Raw genomic sequence first — 16,292 nt, 5'->3', positions numbered from 1 at the left:
TTTAAACCACCTTGCTGTCATGTAGCACATGATCGCCGACCCACGGGTGTTTGACGACGAATTCGTCCCGCCGGACCTTCTACATCGCGAGACCGAAATCGAGCAGTTACTTCGCCGGTACACCCACCCAGAGCCTCGAGAGACGGACATGCTCATCTCCGGGCCATCGGGCGTCGGGAAGACACTCCTCGCTCAGAAGGTGACCGACCGCCTCGAGCGCCAGCGGGGTGTGACGACGATCTTCGTCGACTCCCTCGGGAAGACAACCGGCGCTGTGCTCCGTGCTGTCCTCGAGCGCCACCCCAACGGACCCGACGACGTCGTGCGGACGACGCCGACCGAGTCAGTCTGCCGTGAGTTTCGACGCGCCGTCGACGGTGGCACGGTTGTCGTCCTGGACGAAGGCGACGACCTGCCCGAGACGGAAGCGATCAACGAGTTGCTGGCGACCGCCCACGTCACCGTTATCGCAATCGCCCACGAGGGGACCGACTGGCTCTCCCGGTTGGACGTCGTCGCAAGCCACCCGTTCGGAAGTTGCCATATCGAGGTTGGTCGCTACGGTGTCACCGAGCTCGCAGACATCCTTGAGCGCCGAGCGATCCAGGGCTTCCACGGTGATGTCGTCTCCCGCGAATACCTCGAGACAATCGCCAACGAGGTCGCGGGTGTCGCTCGCGATGGGATCCAGACGCTGCGGGCAGCTGCCGAGATTGCCCGTGACCAGGGCTTCCACCAGATCGATAGCGTCGAGATCGCGACCGCGTACGAACACGCGAAGCATCGCATCCGGGAGTTGAACCTCGAGTCGTTGCCGTTCCACCACCAGGTGCTGTACGCAATCGTCCACGATGCGGGCGAGATTGCGGGGGCAGAGTTGCACGAGTGCTACGAGGCAATCGCTGACGAGACCTACGCCGGCGGCCCGGTGCATCCAATCGGCGAACGGGCTCGGCGCGGGAAATTTCCGAAGCTCAAGGAGTACGATCTTGTCGAGTACGACGAGTCAACGACGAAGGATCGCGTCTACAGCGTGATCGACATCAACGTCGAGCCGGTGATCGACCTTCCATCGATAGGACTCTGCTGAAACCTTCAATCGGCGATGCTCCTTGGAAACATAGTGAATACAGCGCGCAAGTTCAGCACGAGAGCTAACTTCAAAAATCGAGTTCCGATCGGTCAGTATAGGTAACTCACATTGCGGTGGTGCAGTTGATCCTTTTAGGCCTTGTCGGGTAGTGGTTGTTGAATACGAGGGACGTCAGTCACCCATAACCTAATGTTGCTTAATCAGAGTGTGTATACTGGTGAATGAGAATTCCAACTGACATCACTGATCTTGGAGACGACCCTGTTGGTGCCCGTGTTGTTCGAGTCGATACGTGGAACTCGGCAAACCGCCATTGGGTCTACTATTTTAAGGAGAACAGCGATGGCGAACTCGAACTTCATACTGGGGCGGTAACACCATTTAATAATGATGAGTATGACCCTCAGTCTGATTCCGAACGAAAAACAGCTATCCAAACGATTCAAGAACATGAGGATTTCACCTTAGCAGAAGACGAAAGGCTGGAATAGGAGACATAACGAATATTTTGTGAAATCCATATCAACAATCAATTCTTACCATCTGATAAGGGTTTCAGTAGGCCCATCGACAGTCACGACGCGCTGAGGATTCGGAAATTCAAGGGGTTTTTATGCGGTATCCGGCCCTCATCTCGAGTTGTCATGGCGACCACAACCGACAGCCGAACAATCGAGATCGACCTCGAGCGCGAACTCGAGACGGACGTTCCGCCGGAGGTGCCGACGGAAGCAACGCTCGAGATCGAGTACGGTGGCGACGAGAAAACGGTCCGTATCGAGCACGGCACTGACGAGTGGACGTTCGAGTTTGCGGAGGGGCGGTGTGTTGATCGGGACCCGGCAACGCGGCCGATTCCGAACTGGATCAACGAGGCGATGGGTCTCGTCGAAGGCGAGTTGAGGTGAACAAAAGTGACTGCCTCAAGACTCGAGTTCCTGCTCAACGAGATCCCCGAGTTCGCCACCACTCAAATCGGAGTGGTCGTTCATAACCTCGAGTGCGATTTCACCATCATCGGTGATTTCGTAGACGCCACGTCCAATATCGTGGACGAGGCCGTAGTCGTCGAGTTGTCGGAGTCGTGGCGCGACCGTTTTGCGATGCAGATCGACGTTGTCAGCGACGTTGGCAGCAAGGTTCCGACCGTCTTCAGAGAGGTCCTGAAGGACCAGCCGGTCAGTCTGCATCTGAAAGAGCATTCGGTTATCGATCATTGTGGACATACTTACTCCTAACGGGATGATCCGACTTAATGCCATCGGGGTTAGTCAATTCGTAATTCCATATCGGATCTTCCCGTCGGCATCATTAAGTAGCTCCAACCTATAGGATTAATTGGAAGCCAAGTCCCTCGCGCGGCGCTAAAAGGTGCCCAGCGTGTTAGAGCACGCCGGACTTGGATTCCGAACCCTCTCCAGGGGGATTTCAGAATCCATGAATAACGAGAATACACCGGGTAATGAAGTTTTACCCACAGAAGGCAGTACAGCCGGCCGTCCCCACGGCCGAGATGACACTCCTGCGGACAGTAGTACGCACGAAAAACCGCCGCGCAGTAACGCGACGGACTGGACGGAAGGTTGTACAGGCCTCCGACCCCGTCCAGTTGAATCGGACGACGGCGACGCGGAAAGCCCTTCCGGGGACGACGCCGAGATCCTCGAGCACTCCACGGGCGGCGATCCACGCGCCGAGTCCCAACTGCTCGAGCAGATCCGCGTCGCGAACGAGTTCGACGCCGCCAAGCGGCTCGAGCCAACGCCGGCGACGCTCGAGACAGAGCGCGTGTGGGGCTACCGACTGCGTGTAGAAGGCGACAACCGCAGCGAGTGGATCCGAACGACCTACGCGGTCAAGCTAGAGGAGTGCCGATGAACTCCGATGACGCCCGTGCACTGACGGCCTTGCTCGAGGCAGTCGAAGAGGCTGGCGGCGACGTACGTGATGTCGACATGAGCACGTGCTCGGTTATCCAACCAGGCAACGTGTTCGCGACCGGCCCGAGACCAAAGGAGACGATCTTCACGCTCGAGGTCACAACCGGCGATCTGCTCGGCAACCCGATGGAGGCCTCTGACGCTGACGTCTCCGACGCGGTTGGGATCGACGTCGACAGTAACCGAGGTGACGCCTGATGGCGTCATACAACTGCCTCTACCCGGAGGCCCCCCTCTTCGAGACCGACCGCGAGGACCTCGAGTGGGGCTCAGTCGAGTGGGCCACTGACGGCATGTTCGCCGACGCCGACCACGACGACCCAACCGACGGCGAGCGTCGGTTCTACACGGTCGCGATCAAACGCGGCCGGGTGCCCGACTCGAAGATTGCTTCGGTCGCCGTCCTGGGCGTCACCGCCGATCTCGAGGTCGGCATCGAGACGCGCTACCGAGCGCGCTATGACGACGGTGAGTGGACGCTCGTTGATCGCGACGACATCCCAGCGTCAGTGTGCAAGCGCCCACGGGAGAACTCCGAGATCCCCGCGGCGCGTCGCGAACGCTTCGGTCGCGTGCTCGAGGATGCCCATGCTGTTGACGAGAGCGGTGCGACGGACGCCACCTTCGAACGCGCTAGTGAACTCGCGACGGACGGCGGCGTCTCCGAGACCGAGCGCCTCGACCGTGCTGTTCGCGAGGCCGCGACGCTGATCGATGCCGGCGACTCCGAACGCTCGGCAATCGGGACGGCGGCGATGGCTCACCGAGTCGAGCACCGTCGCGACGACGTTCACCAGCGTGTTTGTGCCCGACTCGGGCGGCGGGTGATGACCGACGGTGGCCACGCTCCAGAGGACCTCGTCGTTGCGATCTGCGAGCCATGTGAGTTCCACACTGTCGTCGGGTACGGTGCGATCTCGGCGACCAGCTGCCACCACTGCGAGGGCGACCTCGAGGTCGACCCCGAGCGGACGGCCCACCGCTGCCCGGAGATCGGTGCTGACCACGTCATCGTCCCGACTGGCGATGAGTGCCGGCTCTGTGGCGAGGTCCAGAAGCCACCGGTCGTGACCGACGGTGGCGACTCGGGTTATACGTGCGACCTCTGTGAGGACGAGTACGAGTCGGTCGGTGCAGCGCTGGAGTGTTGCTCCGAGGTCCCGCTCGTCGTCAAAAATGGCGGCGCAGTGACGAGCGTCCTCGGGCCAGAGCCAACCGCCTTCGAGCAGTTTGAGGAGCGTGGTCGCGATGAGTGAACAGTTTGTGGCGGAATGCAATTCCTGCGGTGTGCTCGAGCGCGGCGATCTCGAGACGGCCGGTGACGCTGCCGAAGATCACGACCAGTTTCACGACGTCCAGGTCAAGCGTGTCGCGACCGACGGCGGTCACTGTGTTGACGATATTGGTCAAAAAGAGGCGTCACTTCCGGTACCTGCTCTCTTTCAGACAATTTCTCTTCGCAGCGAGTCGATAGAGCATCCGATTTTCCATCCCGACACGAACGCCGAGTACCCTAATACTGCACAGATTGCCAGATACGCCAGTACGATCAACCCGAACACCGTTGCAATTGGTGACATATTCAGTCGTTACAGTTCTGCTGACAAATATGTAGGGGTGGTGGGGGTGCCTGATCAGGCTAAAGACGGGACTGAGGGCTATCTCGTCCGCGTTGACAGTGAGACACACAAGGGCGAATGGCTCAGAATGGTTGCTTGTCCGATTTCTCACTGTGATGCGGTCATGGGGGAGGATTACGAACGTTTTGCGCCCCATCTGAGCGCTGAGTACGGCCCTGAAGATATTGGTCTGTCAGCCGGCGGACGCCGTGTTGCTGCCGACGGCGGCCGCACACTACAGCCGGGAGGTGACCGGTGATGTTCTACCAGATCCGCTTTCGCCTCGCCCAGTTCGTCGCCATCGCGATTTGCGAACCACAACTCCGACTCGGTCGCCGGCGTCACGACAACTACTGCGACGAGTGCGGCGAGTACTGCGAGACGTACTCTTTTGACAAACTGGACTTCCCACTCGAGAGCCTCGAAGCTGACGCCACCACAAAATGGCAGAAGCTGCGGGCGATGTTCAACGCCGAGTACGTCCGCGTCTGTCTCGAGTGTAGTGTCGATCTCGAGTCTGATCAACCCGCTTCAGATTCTGAGAACTCTACGCGAACCGAAGGGGGTGAACAGGCGTGAGAAACCTCCTGCGCGGGAACGTTTTTAAAGATTCCAGTCTTGTGTTAATACGTCGGATCGGGAGTATCCGGCTGGTTGAGCACATGAGTCCACGAAATACAACGAGTGACAACTCTGTCTCTCGAGGAGGGCGTTCGCGATGAGCGTCGACGGTGAGAACCTTCGCCGACTCGCCGATGTCGTCGACGCCCTTCAAGACTCGCCGATCACCGTCGACGGCGCACAGCTGCTCGAGTCGAACGGCGATGCGATCCGCGGCCAGGTGACAGTGACCGTCCCCGCTGACGCTGATCTAGATGAGCTCGCAACGGGGCGCGATCTCCCGCGGGAAGTCGAGCAAGTAGAGGCACCCGTCGAGTCGACTACCGACCTCGAGGGCGACGCTGACGACACCGATGAGGTCCTCGATCACACCTCGACTGAGGACCTCCAGCGCGCCTACGACGAGGCCGATGGAAACATTAGCGCCGCGTCTGACCGTTTCGATGTCGGCTACGGCGCAGTCTACCGCCGGATGAAAGAACACGGCGTTCACGAAACCGACGAAAACGACGACAGCAGCACCTCCACCGAGGACGACACCACCACACCCGATTCAGAGTTAACGTCAGAGCCACAGTCAGAGGCACGAGACGTCGACCTCGAGGAGGACGCTGCGGACGACGCGCCGGCGGGCACCGGCGACGACGTCCAGGACGACCACACCGCCGAACCGATCACCGTCGACGGCGTCGACGATCAGGCTGAGACCGACATCGAATTTCCAGAGGGGGTAACTCGAGACGATGTCAAAGCGGCCGTCGACGAACACGAGACGCTTGGTGATGTCGGCGAGGCGCTTGGCGTTACCCGTGGGCGGGCGCGAACGATCACGTCCTACCTCGGATGCTACGGAGATGTCCGCGATCTTCCAGCAGGTGGTCGGTGATGCCGGGATGGCTAACGCGTTGTTCCCGCTGCGGGGGCGACCGACACGGCGAGTGCTTCCACACCGGAAACACGGTGTTCGAACCCTGTGACGGCGATGGACGTGTCTCTCCGGAAGCTCGCGAAGCCTACTATGACAACCGACTCGCCGAGCGAGCGCGGCTGGACCCACTCCAGACGGCCGCCCTCCTCGGCGTGGTCGCAGCCGCTCTCTGGACAACGCTTGCTCTCACCAACGGAGTGATCTCACCATGAGCGTCCAGCCAATCGATGCCGGTATCGCCGAGTACGAACGCCAGCGTGCTGCCGAACACTCGCTCGGTGAGATCACCGGCCACGTCGAAGACCAGTGGCACGACCGGGCACTCCTCGAGGACATTGACGTTGAAGAGGCGTGGCAGGAGGCCGCGCCAGTCCACTACCCAAGTACTCACCGCGGCGCTGTCGCCCGGTACCACCGACGCAACGACACCGTGTTGTTCGCCCGCCAGGGCGGGCTCATCACGTGCATCAAACTGATGGACCGTCCGTGGTCCGAGCGCATCTACGTCCGTAATCAGGTGACCGATCAATGAGCACCACCGAATCCATGTCCGAGCCCGAAACTGAAGCGAAAGAGACCGTCGAAGAGAAGCGCGACCTGTTCGAACGCCTTGCCGATGCCGACCTGCCGATCTCGGAGGACATCGACCGGATGCTCGAGATCGTCGACGGTGACCGAGGTGAGAACTGATGGTGTCAGTCGTCGCTCAACAGGACCTGCCGGAGGAACGCGTTTTCGTCGACGGAGTCGCGGGCGTCCATGACCTCGTCGATTGTCAGACCCTCGATGTCAGCGACATCGCGAGCGGTTTCCATCCAGCGTCGGTTGAGCTCGTCGTCTTTGTCAACTGCCCGCTGGGAGAGCGCTGCCCCACACCAGACACAGGCATCCTTCTCTCGGGGCGTTTCCCGATCACATCGGTGACAGGTGTGCGGCGCGAGGGCTTCGGGTTCGTCCTCTTGGACGTCTTTCCCGTGGGCCTTCGCGATCTCGCGGTCGTTTGCCTCGGCGAAGACGGAGACGTAGCGAGCGGCGATATCGCTCCCACGCGTCCAGCCGTGATGGTCCTCGAGGTGGGCCTGGCTGACGCCCTGGCTAGCGAGGTGACTGGCCGAGGACTTCCGGAAGTTCGAGGGAGTGACGGGTCGGTCGACGCCGGCCTTGCGTGCCTTCTCTTTCAGGATGTCCCGGACACGGTTGTTCGAGATCGAACCGCCGCCGTTGAGATTGCAGAACAGTGGGTCGCTGCCACTGCCAGGATGGACCTCGAGCCAGCGGTTGACGTAGGGGACGGACGGAATCAGGACGGGCGACCGTCTTCCCTGCTTTCCGTCGACGGTGACCTGGAGGCCGTATTTGTGATCGGTGATCTGCTTCGGCGAGAGGTCGAACAGTTCGTACGGTCGTGGTCCGAGGTCCCATGCAAGTGCGACGAGGGCACGGTCGCGAAGATTCACACAGGCTTCGATCATGGGAAGGACGTCCTCTTCCCAACGCAGCATGTCGCCGGGGTCGGGAGCGGGATCGTAGTTGCTGGGGTAGCCACCCGGAACCCACTCGATGCTCTCGGGGATCTCGTCGGTGTCGTCACCGCTGACCAGTTTTCCGAACTGTCGGAGGGTGACGCGGTAGTCTTTGTTGGTCTCGGGCGAGTTGGCCTTCTCGGTGTTGATCCACGCGACGATGCGTTCAGCGGCGTCTCGATCCTCGAGGGCATCGGCGAGACCGCCGACTTCCTGGGCGATCTTGACGGCTCGCATGAGGTACTTTTCATGAGCGAAGTCGGAGTACTTCGATGGTCCGAGGATGCGGATGCGGTCGGACATGCGCCGGAGCGCTTGAGCATCGTCTTCGTCCATGTCTTCGACCTCCTCGATCCGTTCTCGGAGGCGTTTGATCGACTGTTCCGGGTTCGCAGTCATGACTTATACTATTTCAGTGGGCATGTAAAGGTCGGGTGTAGATCCCTCCCCGGGCATTTTTCGACGACAGTCACGAACGAAAAGCGGTGTCTGTCTGTCTGTTCTCGTCACCAGTTGTCTGACGTTCGTCTGCCACACGGCAGCCATACGTCAGAAAACCACCAATGGATATATGTATGGGCAGTGAGCACTGCAGCGTATGGGACCGGGGGATTCACCCAGTATGCGCATTGTGCAACAGATCGCCGACTCGAGTGCGGTCGATCCACTCGATCTCGAGCCGCCGCTTCACGAGATTCTCGATCCGGAGGCGCTCGATTCGTTGATCGAGTCGATGGCACAACAACCAGCACCCGCTGGTGCGTCTCTCGAGTTCGTCTATCGTGAGCATCGGATCTCCGTCGATGGGACGGGTTCGGTTACAGTGACGGCCGTCGAGTCCGCGGCTGAGTCGTCCGTCGATGGTTCCTCGAGTTCGGAGTTCGATTCTGAGTCTACTTCCTAGCCTGTATATTGGTGTCTCGCCAGTTCACACTCGGCTCTGACTGTTCTGGAGGTGTTGAGTCGGCCCGCTCGAGAACGAGAGACATGTCTGTCCGGAGACTCGATTACCCGTTCAAATAGAGTGGTTCAGACGGTCTGTTGTACCGCGGTACCGGCACACCCCCAAGACGGTTGCGGTTGCACTGGCACCGACGTACAAGCGTCCGTCTCAGGCGTCTTGGACCCGAATTTCGCCGTCAGCTGTAACGGTGACAAGACAGTCGTTATACTCGAAACTGACTGTGCCCCCAGTCCGCGGGCTGTCTGCGCGTGGCTCGAACAGTCGCTCGAGTGCATCAGCGTTGATCGCGTGATGGAGTGGGTCGAGCGACATGACATCGACAGTTCGGAACATTGCAACTGCCTGTGCAACGGCGACGGACAGTGGTGTGTCATCGAGTCGGTCGTACTGTGCTGTATACGGTTCCCTCTGCGCCGATGAGACGGAACGTGAAGTCATCTCAGTCATAACAAATATCCCCAATCCCGTGTGGGACAGCTATTCATTTGACAGTCCGACTAAAGAGTGTGACCGTTAACTGTATAACGTGGTGTCGGTCCGGACGGTTACGTAGTTAACCATCGACCGTTCGATCATCGAATACGCGGCTGAAGAGCTTCCGTTCGGCGGATCGAACGTGCTTGTGAAACGCTGGTGAGGAAATCTCGAGTGAGTCAGCGATTGCTTCGCCGGTCATCTCTCGCGGCCAGTCGAAAAAGCCGCCGTGATAGGCCGTCTGGACGACTTCGCGCTGTCGGTCGGTCAACGCCTCGAGCAGCGTGTTGTACCCGGGGCTGGGTGGTGTGGTGAGTTCGTCACTCGAGCGGTCGCGTCGGGCGAGCATCGTCGTTGGGAAGCCGCGTTGCTCGAGTTCGGTGAGCAGCGCACGGAGTTCGACGCGTGCGGGGATGGTAATCGTCGCTGTTGTCGTCTCTGGGGTGGCAACCAGTGTCCGGACCGAGCCGCCGTAGCTGTCGATGATGGAGCCGAAATATGGCTCAGCGAGCGTGACCTGCACAATCGGACGCTGTGACACGTCAGAGATCACTGCTGCGTTTGCGACGCCGCTGACGCTTCGAATGCGATCAACAGTTCCCTCCTCGAGTGCACACTCGAGGGCGAGAAAGGCAATTGGAGAGGTAGCCTGATCGGCTGTTGCTCCCGCTAACTCGACTGACGCTGCCAGTTGGGACGCGATTGCCGTGAGGACAGAACCTGACTGCAGTTCAAGTTCAACCTCAGTGATGGCTGTCTCTTCGTCGGCGCTCGAGCGGGTGATCGAGTCAAGTGTAGACGCAAGTGTCGCGCTGATCTCGTCGAGCATTGCTCGAAGCGTATCGTCGAATGCGGCGGGCTGGTTCCCGTAGAGAGTCACCACACCGTAGAGAGAGCCATCAGAGATGAGCGGGATGGCAACAACGGACTGGTAGTTACTCGAGAGTGCTGCACGCCGCCACTCGCCGTTGTGGACGTCTGCAGCCACGTTTTCGACGGACACCGACGACTCAGTACGGGCGGCGCGACCGGCCGGTTCGGCAGCGGAGTCATCAGTTGGTGGAATCGCAACCGACTCGAGATACGCCCGTTCGCGCCCGGCGATTGCTCGAGACTGGAGCTGTGTGCCGCCGGGATTTGGCTCGCCGATCCAGACCATCGAGCACCCCTCGATCTCTCTGAGTCGGTCACAGATCGCCTGTTCGGCCTCGACGCGCGAATCGGCACGCAAGAGGTGGGTCTCGAGATCGGCTTGGAGTTGTGTGACTGCATGACGTCGCTCGAGGCGTTCGGTCTGTGCGGTGAGTTCGTGCTCGCGTTCGCGAAGACGGTGTGTTCGGCTGCGTCGATTCAGGACCGTCTCGGTGATCATCGTAAACAGCGACACGAGTTCGACGGTTGCGTCGTCATAGCGGTCCGGGTCAGCCGAGAGACAGGCGAGGACGCCGTGCGATCCGAGTGGCACGTAGAGTCCGCTCTGGGCACGACTCCAGCGGTCGCGGTGGGATTGGCTACTGTCGGCATCCTCATCGCTTCTCGCTGCGTCTCGAGGTGCCGTCTGAATCTGGCCGTCGATGAACGCCTCCCAGACGATGTCGTCACCGGGCTGGATTCGGTCGGGATGGTCGACAAGTGAGTCGAATCCACTAGATGCTGTCTCTGCGTACAGCTCGTTTGTCTGTTCGTCAAATCGGTAGACGGCCGCCTCGAGGTCGAGTACGTCGGCGGCGAGTGCAACGACCGACTCGAGTACGTCGTCGCTCGAGTCGGCGGTGAGAAGGCGGCTTGTCGCATCACGAATCAGACGGAACTGCTCGGCTTGAGTCATCTCAGTCAGGAGATTGTGGCCGACCTCTGCGGCGCTGGGGACTGTCTCTGGGTGCGCTCGAGCGGTGTCACTCGCGTCTATCTCGCTCGTCGTGGTCACATTCTCGAGGGCACGGCCCAGCCGATGGGCGAGCACGGCCGGTGTTTCGGCGGTCGCCTGTGTGATGACGTCGGTGGCAACCTCGAGAATCACCTCGAGCGACGCAGCTTTAGACTCATCTGGCTCGAGCACGTAGATGCTCGGCAACGCCACTGTGGCGTCGGTGTCGTTGTCTCGGATGGAGGCGATGGCGTCACGATCACAGGTCAGCAGACAGTCGCTCGAGGCGAGTGTCTCTGGCTCGAGTGCTGGTATCGAGTCGACGGCGGCCGAGATCGTGAGGGGGGTGGCTGTCTCGGAGTCGACGGTGGCTGTCTCGGAACCGGCGTTGGCATCTGTCTCTGCCTTGAGACCTGCCGTCACAGTCTGTCGCCACGGTTCCGGGCCGACCACGACGACACGCAGTGGACTCGAGTCGGCTGAGACGAGACTGTGATCCATATCTCTCCTGCGGGCGGGATGAATAAAAGTGTCGCGTCGATAGCGACGGGGGAGTGCTGTGAGTTTCGGACGGACTTTCGCGTGACCTCAAATGACCAGTCGTTCACTCGAGCGACAGTGGCTCGTGTGTCGCGCGATACGCTTGCTCGCCGTGGTGTGCGCCGCCCTCGAGCGGGTCGACAGCCGTCACCTCGCGGAACTGAATCTGGCGTTCCATCTTTGTCACGACGGCTGTCTCATAGTGTTCGGCATCGTACTCGAGGTCGGAGCCCTCGTCGCGGCGCTGGCTGACGAACTCCTTGTGGCGCGCCAGTCGCGCTTGGCCGACCGACTGCGATAGTGCCGGTATGTCTGCCACGCTCTCGTCGAAGGCCTCAAGAAACGCCGATTCGAGTTCGTAGCCGACCGAGTTTCGCCCGGTACACATCGCGGCGAGTGTCGTCGTCCCGGTCCCCCAGAAGGGATCGAGGACGGTGTCACCATAGGCCGAGTACATACAGCACAGCCGGTAGGGAATTTCGAGGGGGTAGGCTGCGGATCGCTCGCGCAGGTCGGCTGCATCCTCGAGGTCGAGATCGAGGTCCTGCAGTTCGCCCTGAACGTCGGTCCAGACGTCGGAGAACCAGCGATTGCGCTCCTCCCAGAAGTAGGCCGCTTCGTAGCGTCGATCAGCACCGGGCTCGAACTGACGGCTGTCGCCACCGTTTCGGAAGATCAGGATGTACTCGTGCTCGAGTGTGACGTAGGCGTTCGGCGGAATCATCCCGCTGCCCATGAACTTGGCCGCGCTGTTCGTCGGCTTGCGCCAGAGCACGTCCGGCAGCGGATCGAACCCTCGCGCTTCGAACGCCTCGAGAACCCGGGCGTGATTCGGATAGACGCGAAAACTATCATCGAGCGAGCGCGTCGCATCGCCAACGTTGAGACAGACGATGCCGCCGTCGACGACCACGCGCTCGAGTTCGTCCCAGACGGCCTCGAGTTCGGCGTGCATCGCGTCGAACGCCGCCTGTCCGTCGCCGGCCTCGAGTGCGTCACCGATGGCAGGCTCGAGCGTCGTAAAGAGGTCATCCCACATCTCGATCATGGGATACGGCGGCGAGGTGACGACGAGGTCGACGGAATCGTCCTCGAGTGCCGACAGCGACCGAGCATCATCGACGACGACGCGGTGGGTCGTCTCCATTGGCTCACACTGTCGGCGTCGCCACCTTAGCTCCTTCGTCACCGTATTCGGCTGCCGGCGGCCGGTCGCCCCGAAAAGAGAACCGTCGATTATTCGTCGTCGTCCGCGCCAGCCTCCGCTTCGTCGGCGTCGGCCTCAGCGTCCATCTCGTCGTCGTCCTCGCTTTCCTCGTCGTCCATCTCAGCAGTCGTCGCCGGCTCGAACTCCTCGATTGGTTCCCACTCCTCCTCAGTCTCGGTGCCCATTCGACGACGAAGTGCCACGGCCCCAGCGACGAGTCCGACTGCGAGCAGTAGCTTTGGCAGCCGGCTCGAGCCGTCGCTTTCGGTGTCCATATCAACCGCTGGCTCCGTTTCAGACTCTGTCTCGGTCTCCTCGAGCACCTCGGACTCTGACCCGGTCGCTTCCTCGACCTGTTCGGTGACGTCGTCGATAATTTCGGGTTCGTCGAGACTGTTGAGACTGTCGAGTGGCGACCCCTCGAGGTCGCTGGATTGCTGGCCAACGAGGAATCCAAGCGCTGCGCCGAGGCCGAAAACCGCACCGACGAGCGGAAGGCGACGCTGCTGTGCGGACGAATCCGACTCTTCGACAGCCTCGAGAATCGACTCTCGCATCGGGCTGTCAAGTCCTTTCCCAACTGCTTCTTTGACCACAATCTCCGACAGGGTTTTGTCTTGTTGTTCCGTCTCGGGCATAATCGCATCCGTCACCATGGCCGTACATAATTGTATCCACCGTTTCAATCGATTCGCGCTCGTACTCGAAACGTAATCTATGCTTACTCGCGCGCCCGTTTCTGGTAATCTGTTCTTGACATGGTCACGCATGGCGGCGCTTTCTTCGAGTTGTGGCTGTTTCGATCCAGTACAGCCGACTGTGAGCACCATGGGTGGCCCTGTCACGGGTGACCGCGTGTCTCAATTACTCAGCGACGAGTCATAATACGCTGGTGAACACTCATTACTAGCGATTCGTCACTCTCTCGTACCAGTTCCTCGGCGACACTGTCTGTCTAAATATCGTGTTACCGTCCTATAAAGTCTCGAGCAGTGGCCGCAATCGGTGGTAATGTCTCGCATAACGAAAGTGGTCTACTGTGAACGGCGATGTATGAGCGTCATTCGCCAGCCTGGCGTCCTCGGTCAGACGACGCGACAGCGAGTCGTGGGTCTGACCGCTGCACTCTCGGCTGCGGCGCTCGAGACGCTTGCCGTTGCGCTCTGGTTCGGGCTCGTGATTGGGTCACGGACACCCTCGACGGCACTCGCCGGACTCGGGATTCTGTTCTGTGGGGCATTGCTCAGAGCCGGTGTGTTCGGTGCCACAGTCGACGAGTTAGGCGACCTGCTCGAACCGCGACGTCTCGGCGCAGCGACAATCCTGACCGGCGGGTGGGTCGTCTGGCTGTTACTCGCAGAACAGATCGGTGGTGGCGCTGGCGTCGCACTCGCCACGCTCGCGCTCGCACTCGTTCTTACGGCACAGTTCGATTTCGAACGGCGCGTCTTCGGCCATCACTCGATCCGAGACACGTCGTTCGTCCCGGTCGTTCCCGCCGTGTTGCTTGCAATTGGGGCTTCAACCCTGTTGGCGTCAGCCTGGTTTATCGACGTGACGCTCACCTCGCCCCCGATTGCACTCGAGGTGACGACGGTCGTGATTCGGATCGAAGCGGTCCAACTCGGTGGCGTCGTCTTCGGACTGTTCGCGTTCATCGCCCATCAGCACCGATTCCAGCGACTGCTTGCGAACTGAGCCACTTACTGCCCTTTCGCACCCACGTTCTGATCACTCTCGAGCGTGCCAGGATCGGGTTCGATAACGGCGTACTGGACTGCTCGCTGGCCGAGCGTTGCGACGCGATCTGCAAGTTTCTCGTCGACGAACTCGCCATCCTCGAACGCCGAGTTGGTGTTCGGGACCGCTGCCTGATGTGGGAGTACCCACGCTTTCAGCGACCGACAGACAGAACGGAGATGCTCGAGTGCGGTCACCGGAAACGCCCCACCGGAGACGGCGAGCAGTCCCACGGTCGTGTCCTCAAATTCGTCGAAGCCGCAGTAGTCAAGTGCAGTCTTCAACGGTGAGGCGTACGACCCGTGGTACATCGGCGACCCGAGCACGATTGCATCGGCCGCTTGCAATTTTGCCGCGAGTTGGTCCGCATCGCCAGCATCTTCGCGGTCACGGTCCGGATCGAAAATGGGCAACTCGTACTCGCGCAAATCGACCAGTTCGGTACTCGCACCACGCTCTCGAGCCGCCTCGAGGACGTGCTCGAGTGCCAGTCGAGTCGTACTCGTATCGCGTAAGCTGCCACAGAGGGCAACGACGTGGACATCTCCCATGCGTACTCCGATGAGAGCGCCCCAGAAATAGTTCGTGACTGCTCGCACAGGAGTAGTTCAGAAGATGTTCTGTAATTGTTATTTCGGCCGAAAGGATAAATCACCCACTGTCGCAACCAGTCAGTATGACACAACGTGTGATCTGTCCGCACTGTTCGGAGAAGATCCCGGTTGATATCAAGCGAAAAGTGCTGCAGACGCGGACGAAACCAGGGACGCTCCGGGATGATTTCGACCGGTCTGCGGTCTGTTCGAAGTGTGATGAGAAGTTCGCCTGTAAACTCAAAGACCCGATGCGGCGACGACGATAGCCCGCTGACTTTGGCACTCATTTGGGGCAATACCAATACCCGGCGAGTGAGTACGTTCGCTATGGACGACGACCGCGAGCCGTCGGTCAACATCAGCGGCGGTGACGCTGGCGGTGGCGTCGCCGCCGAGTTCGATCCGGCAACGGCAGAGACCCGCGCTGAACGCGTTATCGACCGTCTCGGCGAACGCTACTGGCAAAAAACCTACGGCGGACAGAACGCCTTTCCCTGTCTCGTTCGCACAATTTTGAGTCAGAACACGAGCGACAAAGCGAGCCAGCCCGCCTATGACGCACTGCTCGAGCGGTATGGCAGTGCAGACGACTCGAGCGCCAGTTCGGAGTCCAGCCCAGATCTCGCCAATGCGCTTGCCCAGGCCGAGCAGTCGACACTCGCCGAAACGATCCAACCGGCCGGACTCTACAATCAAAAGTCCGAGACCCTTATTGACGTCGCTGAGTGGGTCCTCGAGGAGTTCGGCTCTGGGGTAGCGTTCGACGAGTTCGTCACAGATGAGGAGCCGTCCGCGGTCCGTGACACGCTGCTCTCAGTCCGGGGCGTCGGCCCCAAAACTGCAGACTGTGTCCTCCTCTTTGCCGGCGGCCGTGGCGGTGTTTTTCCCGTCGATACACATGTCCACCGCATCTATCGCCGCCTCGGAATTGCCCCACCCGACGCCGACCACGAGGACGTTCGCGCCGTCCTCGAGCGCGACGTCCCCACCGAGAAATGTGGCTTCGGGCATACAGCGTCGATCCAGTTCGGCCGAGAGTTTTGCACGGCGCGGCAACCGGCCTGCCTCGAGGACCCCGATGCCTGCCCGATGGGCGATCTCTGTGACCAAGTCGGCGTCTATCCGGCGACCGGAGAAGTCGTCGATCCTGCTGACGCGCTCGAGTAAGCGGAAAGTGAGT

Annotated in this window: 23 protein-coding genes; 16 read left to right on the top strand and 7 right to left on the bottom strand. The window is 60.4% G+C overall.

The genetic code is table 11. The features are described 5' to 3' along the window. Positions 1-28: 28 nt before the first annotated feature. The 3 genes from B2G88_RS17330 (at position 29) to B2G88_RS17325 (ending at position 2,001) form a co-directional block, all read left to right on the top strand. A complete protein-coding gene (locus tag B2G88_RS17330; RefSeq protein WP_087715512.1) occupies positions 29-1,090 on the top strand; it encodes a Cdc6/Cdc18 family protein in 1,062 nt (353 codons plus the stop codon). A gap of 224 nt (positions 1,091-1,314) precedes the next feature. Then, positions 1,315-1,584, top strand: a complete 270-nt coding sequence (locus B2G88_RS19240; protein ID WP_140408897.1) for a hypothetical protein — start codon at positions 1,315-1,317, stop codon at positions 1,582-1,584. Between the two features lie 153 nt (positions 1,585-1,737). Further along, entirely contained in the window at positions 1,738-2,001 is a 264-nt protein-coding gene (locus B2G88_RS17325) for a hypothetical protein (RefSeq protein WP_054862406.1), read from the top strand. Between the two features lie 15 nt (positions 2,002-2,016). Here B2G88_RS17325 and B2G88_RS17320 read toward each other — a convergent pair whose 3' ends face one another. Further along, on the bottom strand, positions 2,017-2,319 hold the full coding sequence (locus B2G88_RS17320) for a hypothetical protein (protein ID WP_140408896.1): 303 nt from the start codon (positions 2,317-2,319) through the stop codon (positions 2,017-2,019). A 211-nt stretch (positions 2,320-2,530) separates the two neighbouring features. On the opposite strand from B2G88_RS17320, the gene B2G88_RS19740 reads away from it, so the two are divergent. The 9 genes from B2G88_RS19740 to B2G88_RS19735 all read left to right on the top strand — a co-directional run bounded on the left by B2G88_RS19740 (position 2,531) and on the right by B2G88_RS19735 (position 6,891). Continuing rightward, positions 2,531-2,971, top strand: coding sequence for a hypothetical protein (locus tag B2G88_RS19740; RefSeq protein ID WP_176393286.1), 441 nt, complete (start codon positions 2,531-2,533; stop codon positions 2,969-2,971). Then, the gene (locus tag B2G88_RS17310) at positions 2,968-3,231 is read left to right on the top strand and encodes a hypothetical protein (RefSeq protein WP_054862404.1); all 264 of its coding nucleotides are present in this window, start codon (positions 2,968-2,970) and stop codon (positions 3,229-3,231) included. The genes B2G88_RS19740 and B2G88_RS17310 overlap by 4 nt, the downstream gene beginning before the upstream one ends. Further along, entirely contained in the window at positions 3,231-4,289 is a 1,059-nt protein-coding gene (locus tag B2G88_RS17305; protein ID WP_087715511.1) for a hypothetical protein, read from the top strand. The genes B2G88_RS17310 and B2G88_RS17305 overlap by 1 nt, the downstream gene beginning before the upstream one ends. Further along, on the top strand, positions 4,282-4,911 hold the full coding sequence (locus B2G88_RS17300; protein ID WP_087715510.1) for a hypothetical protein: 630 nt from the start codon (positions 4,282-4,284) through the stop codon (positions 4,909-4,911). Before B2G88_RS17305 ends, B2G88_RS17300 begins: the two co-directional genes overlap by 8 nt. Further along, positions 4,911-5,231 carry a hypothetical protein gene (locus B2G88_RS17295; protein WP_054862448.1) on the top strand — a complete coding sequence of 107 codons (321 nt, stop codon included), beginning with the start codon at positions 4,911-4,913 and terminating at the stop codon, positions 5,229-5,231. The genes B2G88_RS17300 and B2G88_RS17295 overlap by 1 nt, the downstream gene beginning before the upstream one ends. Positions 5,232-5,370: 139 nt before the next feature. Next, positions 5,371-6,159, top strand: a complete 789-nt coding sequence (locus B2G88_RS17290) for a hypothetical protein (RefSeq protein WP_054862401.1) — start codon at positions 5,371-5,373, stop codon at positions 6,157-6,159. After that, entirely contained in the window at positions 6,159-6,413 is a 255-nt protein-coding gene (locus B2G88_RS17285; protein ID WP_087715509.1) for a hypothetical protein, read from the top strand. The genes B2G88_RS17290 and B2G88_RS17285 overlap by 1 nt, the downstream gene beginning before the upstream one ends. After that, complete coding sequence (locus tag B2G88_RS17280) at positions 6,410-6,733, top strand: hypothetical protein (RefSeq protein WP_054862399.1); 324 nt, start codon at positions 6,410-6,412, stop codon at positions 6,731-6,733. The genes B2G88_RS17285 and B2G88_RS17280 overlap by 4 nt, the downstream gene beginning before the upstream one ends. Then, positions 6,730-6,891, top strand: coding sequence for a hypothetical protein (locus B2G88_RS19735; protein WP_176393285.1), 162 nt, complete (start codon positions 6,730-6,732; stop codon positions 6,889-6,891). Before B2G88_RS17280 ends, B2G88_RS19735 begins: the two co-directional genes overlap by 4 nt. A gap of 5 nt (positions 6,892-6,896) precedes the next feature. On the opposite strand, the gene B2G88_RS17275 is transcribed toward B2G88_RS19735, so the two are convergent. Next, positions 6,897-8,123: a tyrosine-type recombinase/integrase gene (locus B2G88_RS17275; protein ID WP_054862398.1), complete on the bottom strand. Its 1,227-nt coding sequence runs from the start codon at positions 8,121-8,123 to the stop codon at positions 6,897-6,899. 199 nt (positions 8,124-8,322) lie between these two features. Here B2G88_RS17275 and B2G88_RS17270 point away from each other — a divergent pair, with 199 nt between their 5' ends. Further along, positions 8,323-8,628 (top strand): HalOD1 output domain-containing protein, encoded by a 306-nt coding sequence (locus B2G88_RS17270; protein ID WP_176393284.1) that lies wholly within the window; start codon positions 8,323-8,325, stop codon positions 8,626-8,628. Positions 8,629-8,835: 207 nt separating this feature from the next. On the opposite strand, the gene B2G88_RS17265 is transcribed toward B2G88_RS17270, so the two are convergent. The 4 genes from B2G88_RS17265 to B2G88_RS17250 form a co-directional block, all read right to left on the bottom strand. After that, positions 8,836-9,135, bottom strand: coding sequence for a HalOD1 output domain-containing protein (locus B2G88_RS17265; protein WP_054862397.1), 300 nt, complete (start codon positions 9,133-9,135; stop codon positions 8,836-8,838). Between the two features lie 106 nt (positions 9,136-9,241). Then, the gene (locus B2G88_RS17260) at positions 9,242-11,530 is read right to left on the bottom strand and encodes a GAF domain-containing protein (RefSeq protein WP_087715508.1); all 2,289 of its coding nucleotides are present in this window, start codon (positions 11,528-11,530) and stop codon (positions 9,242-9,244) included. 103 nt (positions 11,531-11,633) lie between these two features. Next, positions 11,634-12,716 carry a DNA-methyltransferase gene (locus B2G88_RS17255; protein ID WP_087715507.1) on the bottom strand — a complete coding sequence of 361 codons (1,083 nt, stop codon included), beginning with the start codon at positions 12,714-12,716 and terminating at the stop codon, positions 11,634-11,636. Between the two features lie 89 nt (positions 12,717-12,805). Further along, positions 12,806-13,414 (bottom strand): hypothetical protein, encoded by a 609-nt coding sequence (locus B2G88_RS17250; RefSeq protein ID WP_054862447.1) that lies wholly within the window; start codon positions 13,412-13,414, stop codon positions 12,806-12,808. 415 nt (positions 13,415-13,829) lie between these two features. Here B2G88_RS17250 and B2G88_RS17245 point away from each other — a divergent pair, with 415 nt between their 5' ends. After that, positions 13,830-14,474 carry a hypothetical protein gene (locus B2G88_RS17245; protein WP_087715506.1) on the top strand — a complete coding sequence of 215 codons (645 nt, stop codon included), beginning with the start codon at positions 13,830-13,832 and terminating at the stop codon, positions 14,472-14,474. 5 nt (positions 14,475-14,479) lie between these two features. Here the strand turns inward: B2G88_RS17245 and B2G88_RS17240 are convergent, their stop codons facing one another. Then, positions 14,480-15,067 (bottom strand): NADPH-dependent FMN reductase, encoded by a 588-nt coding sequence (locus B2G88_RS17240; RefSeq protein ID WP_054862394.1) that lies wholly within the window; start codon positions 15,065-15,067, stop codon positions 14,480-14,482. A 125-nt stretch (positions 15,068-15,192) separates the two neighbouring features. On the opposite strand from B2G88_RS17240, the gene B2G88_RS17235 reads away from it, so the two are divergent. Both B2G88_RS17235 and B2G88_RS17230 read left to right on the top strand, forming a co-directional pair. Beyond that, a complete protein-coding gene (locus tag B2G88_RS17235) occupies positions 15,193-15,378 on the top strand; it encodes a hypothetical protein (protein ID WP_054862393.1) in 186 nt (61 codons plus the stop codon). Between the two features lie 61 nt (positions 15,379-15,439). Then, positions 15,440-16,279, top strand: a complete 840-nt coding sequence (locus B2G88_RS17230) for an endonuclease III domain-containing protein (protein WP_054862392.1) — start codon at positions 15,440-15,442, stop codon at positions 16,277-16,279. Positions 16,280-16,292: the final 13 nt, after the last annotated feature.

It is taken from the genome of Natronolimnobius baerhuensis (genome assembly GCF_002177135.1).
Lineage (GTDB): Archaea > Halobacteriota > Halobacteria > Halobacteriales > Natrialbaceae > Natronolimnobius > Natronolimnobius baerhuensis.
This window is presented reverse-complemented; position numbering and strand designations above follow the sequence as displayed.

Coding starts and splice junctions, on each gene's coding strand:
- B2G88_RS17330 (WP_087715512.1), top strand. CDS start 29: ATGATCGCCGACCCACGGGTGTTTGACGACGAATTCGTCCCGCCGGAC.
- B2G88_RS19240 (WP_140408897.1), top strand. CDS start 1,315: ATGAGAATTCCAACTGACATCACTGATCTTGGAGACGACCCTGTTGGT.
- B2G88_RS17325 (WP_054862406.1), top strand. CDS start 1,738: ATGGCGACCACAACCGACAGCCGAACAATCGAGATCGACCTCGAGCGC.
- B2G88_RS17320 (WP_140408896.1), bottom strand. CDS start 2,319: ATGTCCACAATGATCGATAACCGAATGCTCTTTCAGATGCAGACTGAC.
- B2G88_RS19740 (WP_176393286.1), top strand. CDS start 2,531: ATGAATAACGAGAATACACCGGGTAATGAAGTTTTACCCACAGAAGGC.
- B2G88_RS17310 (WP_054862404.1), top strand. CDS start 2,968: ATGAACTCCGATGACGCCCGTGCACTGACGGCCTTGCTCGAGGCAGTC.
- B2G88_RS17305 (WP_087715511.1), top strand. CDS start 3,231: ATGGCGTCATACAACTGCCTCTACCCGGAGGCCCCCCTCTTCGAGACC.
- B2G88_RS17300 (WP_087715510.1), top strand. CDS start 4,282: ATGAGTGAACAGTTTGTGGCGGAATGCAATTCCTGCGGTGTGCTCGAG.
- B2G88_RS17295 (WP_054862448.1), top strand. CDS start 4,911: ATGTTCTACCAGATCCGCTTTCGCCTCGCCCAGTTCGTCGCCATCGCG.
- B2G88_RS17290 (WP_054862401.1), top strand. CDS start 5,371: ATGAGCGTCGACGGTGAGAACCTTCGCCGACTCGCCGATGTCGTCGAC.
- B2G88_RS17285 (WP_087715509.1), top strand. CDS start 6,159: ATGCCGGGATGGCTAACGCGTTGTTCCCGCTGCGGGGGCGACCGACAC.
- B2G88_RS17280 (WP_054862399.1), top strand. CDS start 6,410: ATGAGCGTCCAGCCAATCGATGCCGGTATCGCCGAGTACGAACGCCAG.
- B2G88_RS19735 (WP_176393285.1), top strand. CDS start 6,730: ATGAGCACCACCGAATCCATGTCCGAGCCCGAAACTGAAGCGAAAGAG.
- B2G88_RS17275 (WP_054862398.1), bottom strand. CDS start 8,123: ATGACTGCGAACCCGGAACAGTCGATCAAACGCCTCCGAGAACGGATC.
- B2G88_RS17270 (WP_176393284.1), top strand. CDS start 8,323: ATGGGACCGGGGGATTCACCCAGTATGCGCATTGTGCAACAGATCGCC.
- B2G88_RS17265 (WP_054862397.1), bottom strand. CDS start 9,135: ATGACTGAGATGACTTCACGTTCCGTCTCATCGGCGCAGAGGGAACCG.
- B2G88_RS17260 (WP_087715508.1), bottom strand. CDS start 11,530: ATGGATCACAGTCTCGTCTCAGCCGACTCGAGTCCACTGCGTGTCGTC.
- B2G88_RS17255 (WP_087715507.1), bottom strand. CDS start 12,716: ATGGAGACGACCCACCGCGTCGTCGTCGATGATGCTCGGTCGCTGTCG.
- B2G88_RS17250 (WP_054862447.1), bottom strand. CDS start 13,414: ATGCCCGAGACGGAACAACAAGACAAAACCCTGTCGGAGATTGTGGTC.
- B2G88_RS17245 (WP_087715506.1), top strand. CDS start 13,830: ATGAGCGTCATTCGCCAGCCTGGCGTCCTCGGTCAGACGACGCGACAG.
- B2G88_RS17240 (WP_054862394.1), bottom strand. CDS start 15,067: ATGGGAGATGTCCACGTCGTTGCCCTCTGTGGCAGCTTACGCGATACG.
- B2G88_RS17235 (WP_054862393.1), top strand. CDS start 15,193: ATGACACAACGTGTGATCTGTCCGCACTGTTCGGAGAAGATCCCGGTT.
- B2G88_RS17230 (WP_054862392.1), top strand. CDS start 15,440: ATGGACGACGACCGCGAGCCGTCGGTCAACATCAGCGGCGGTGACGCT.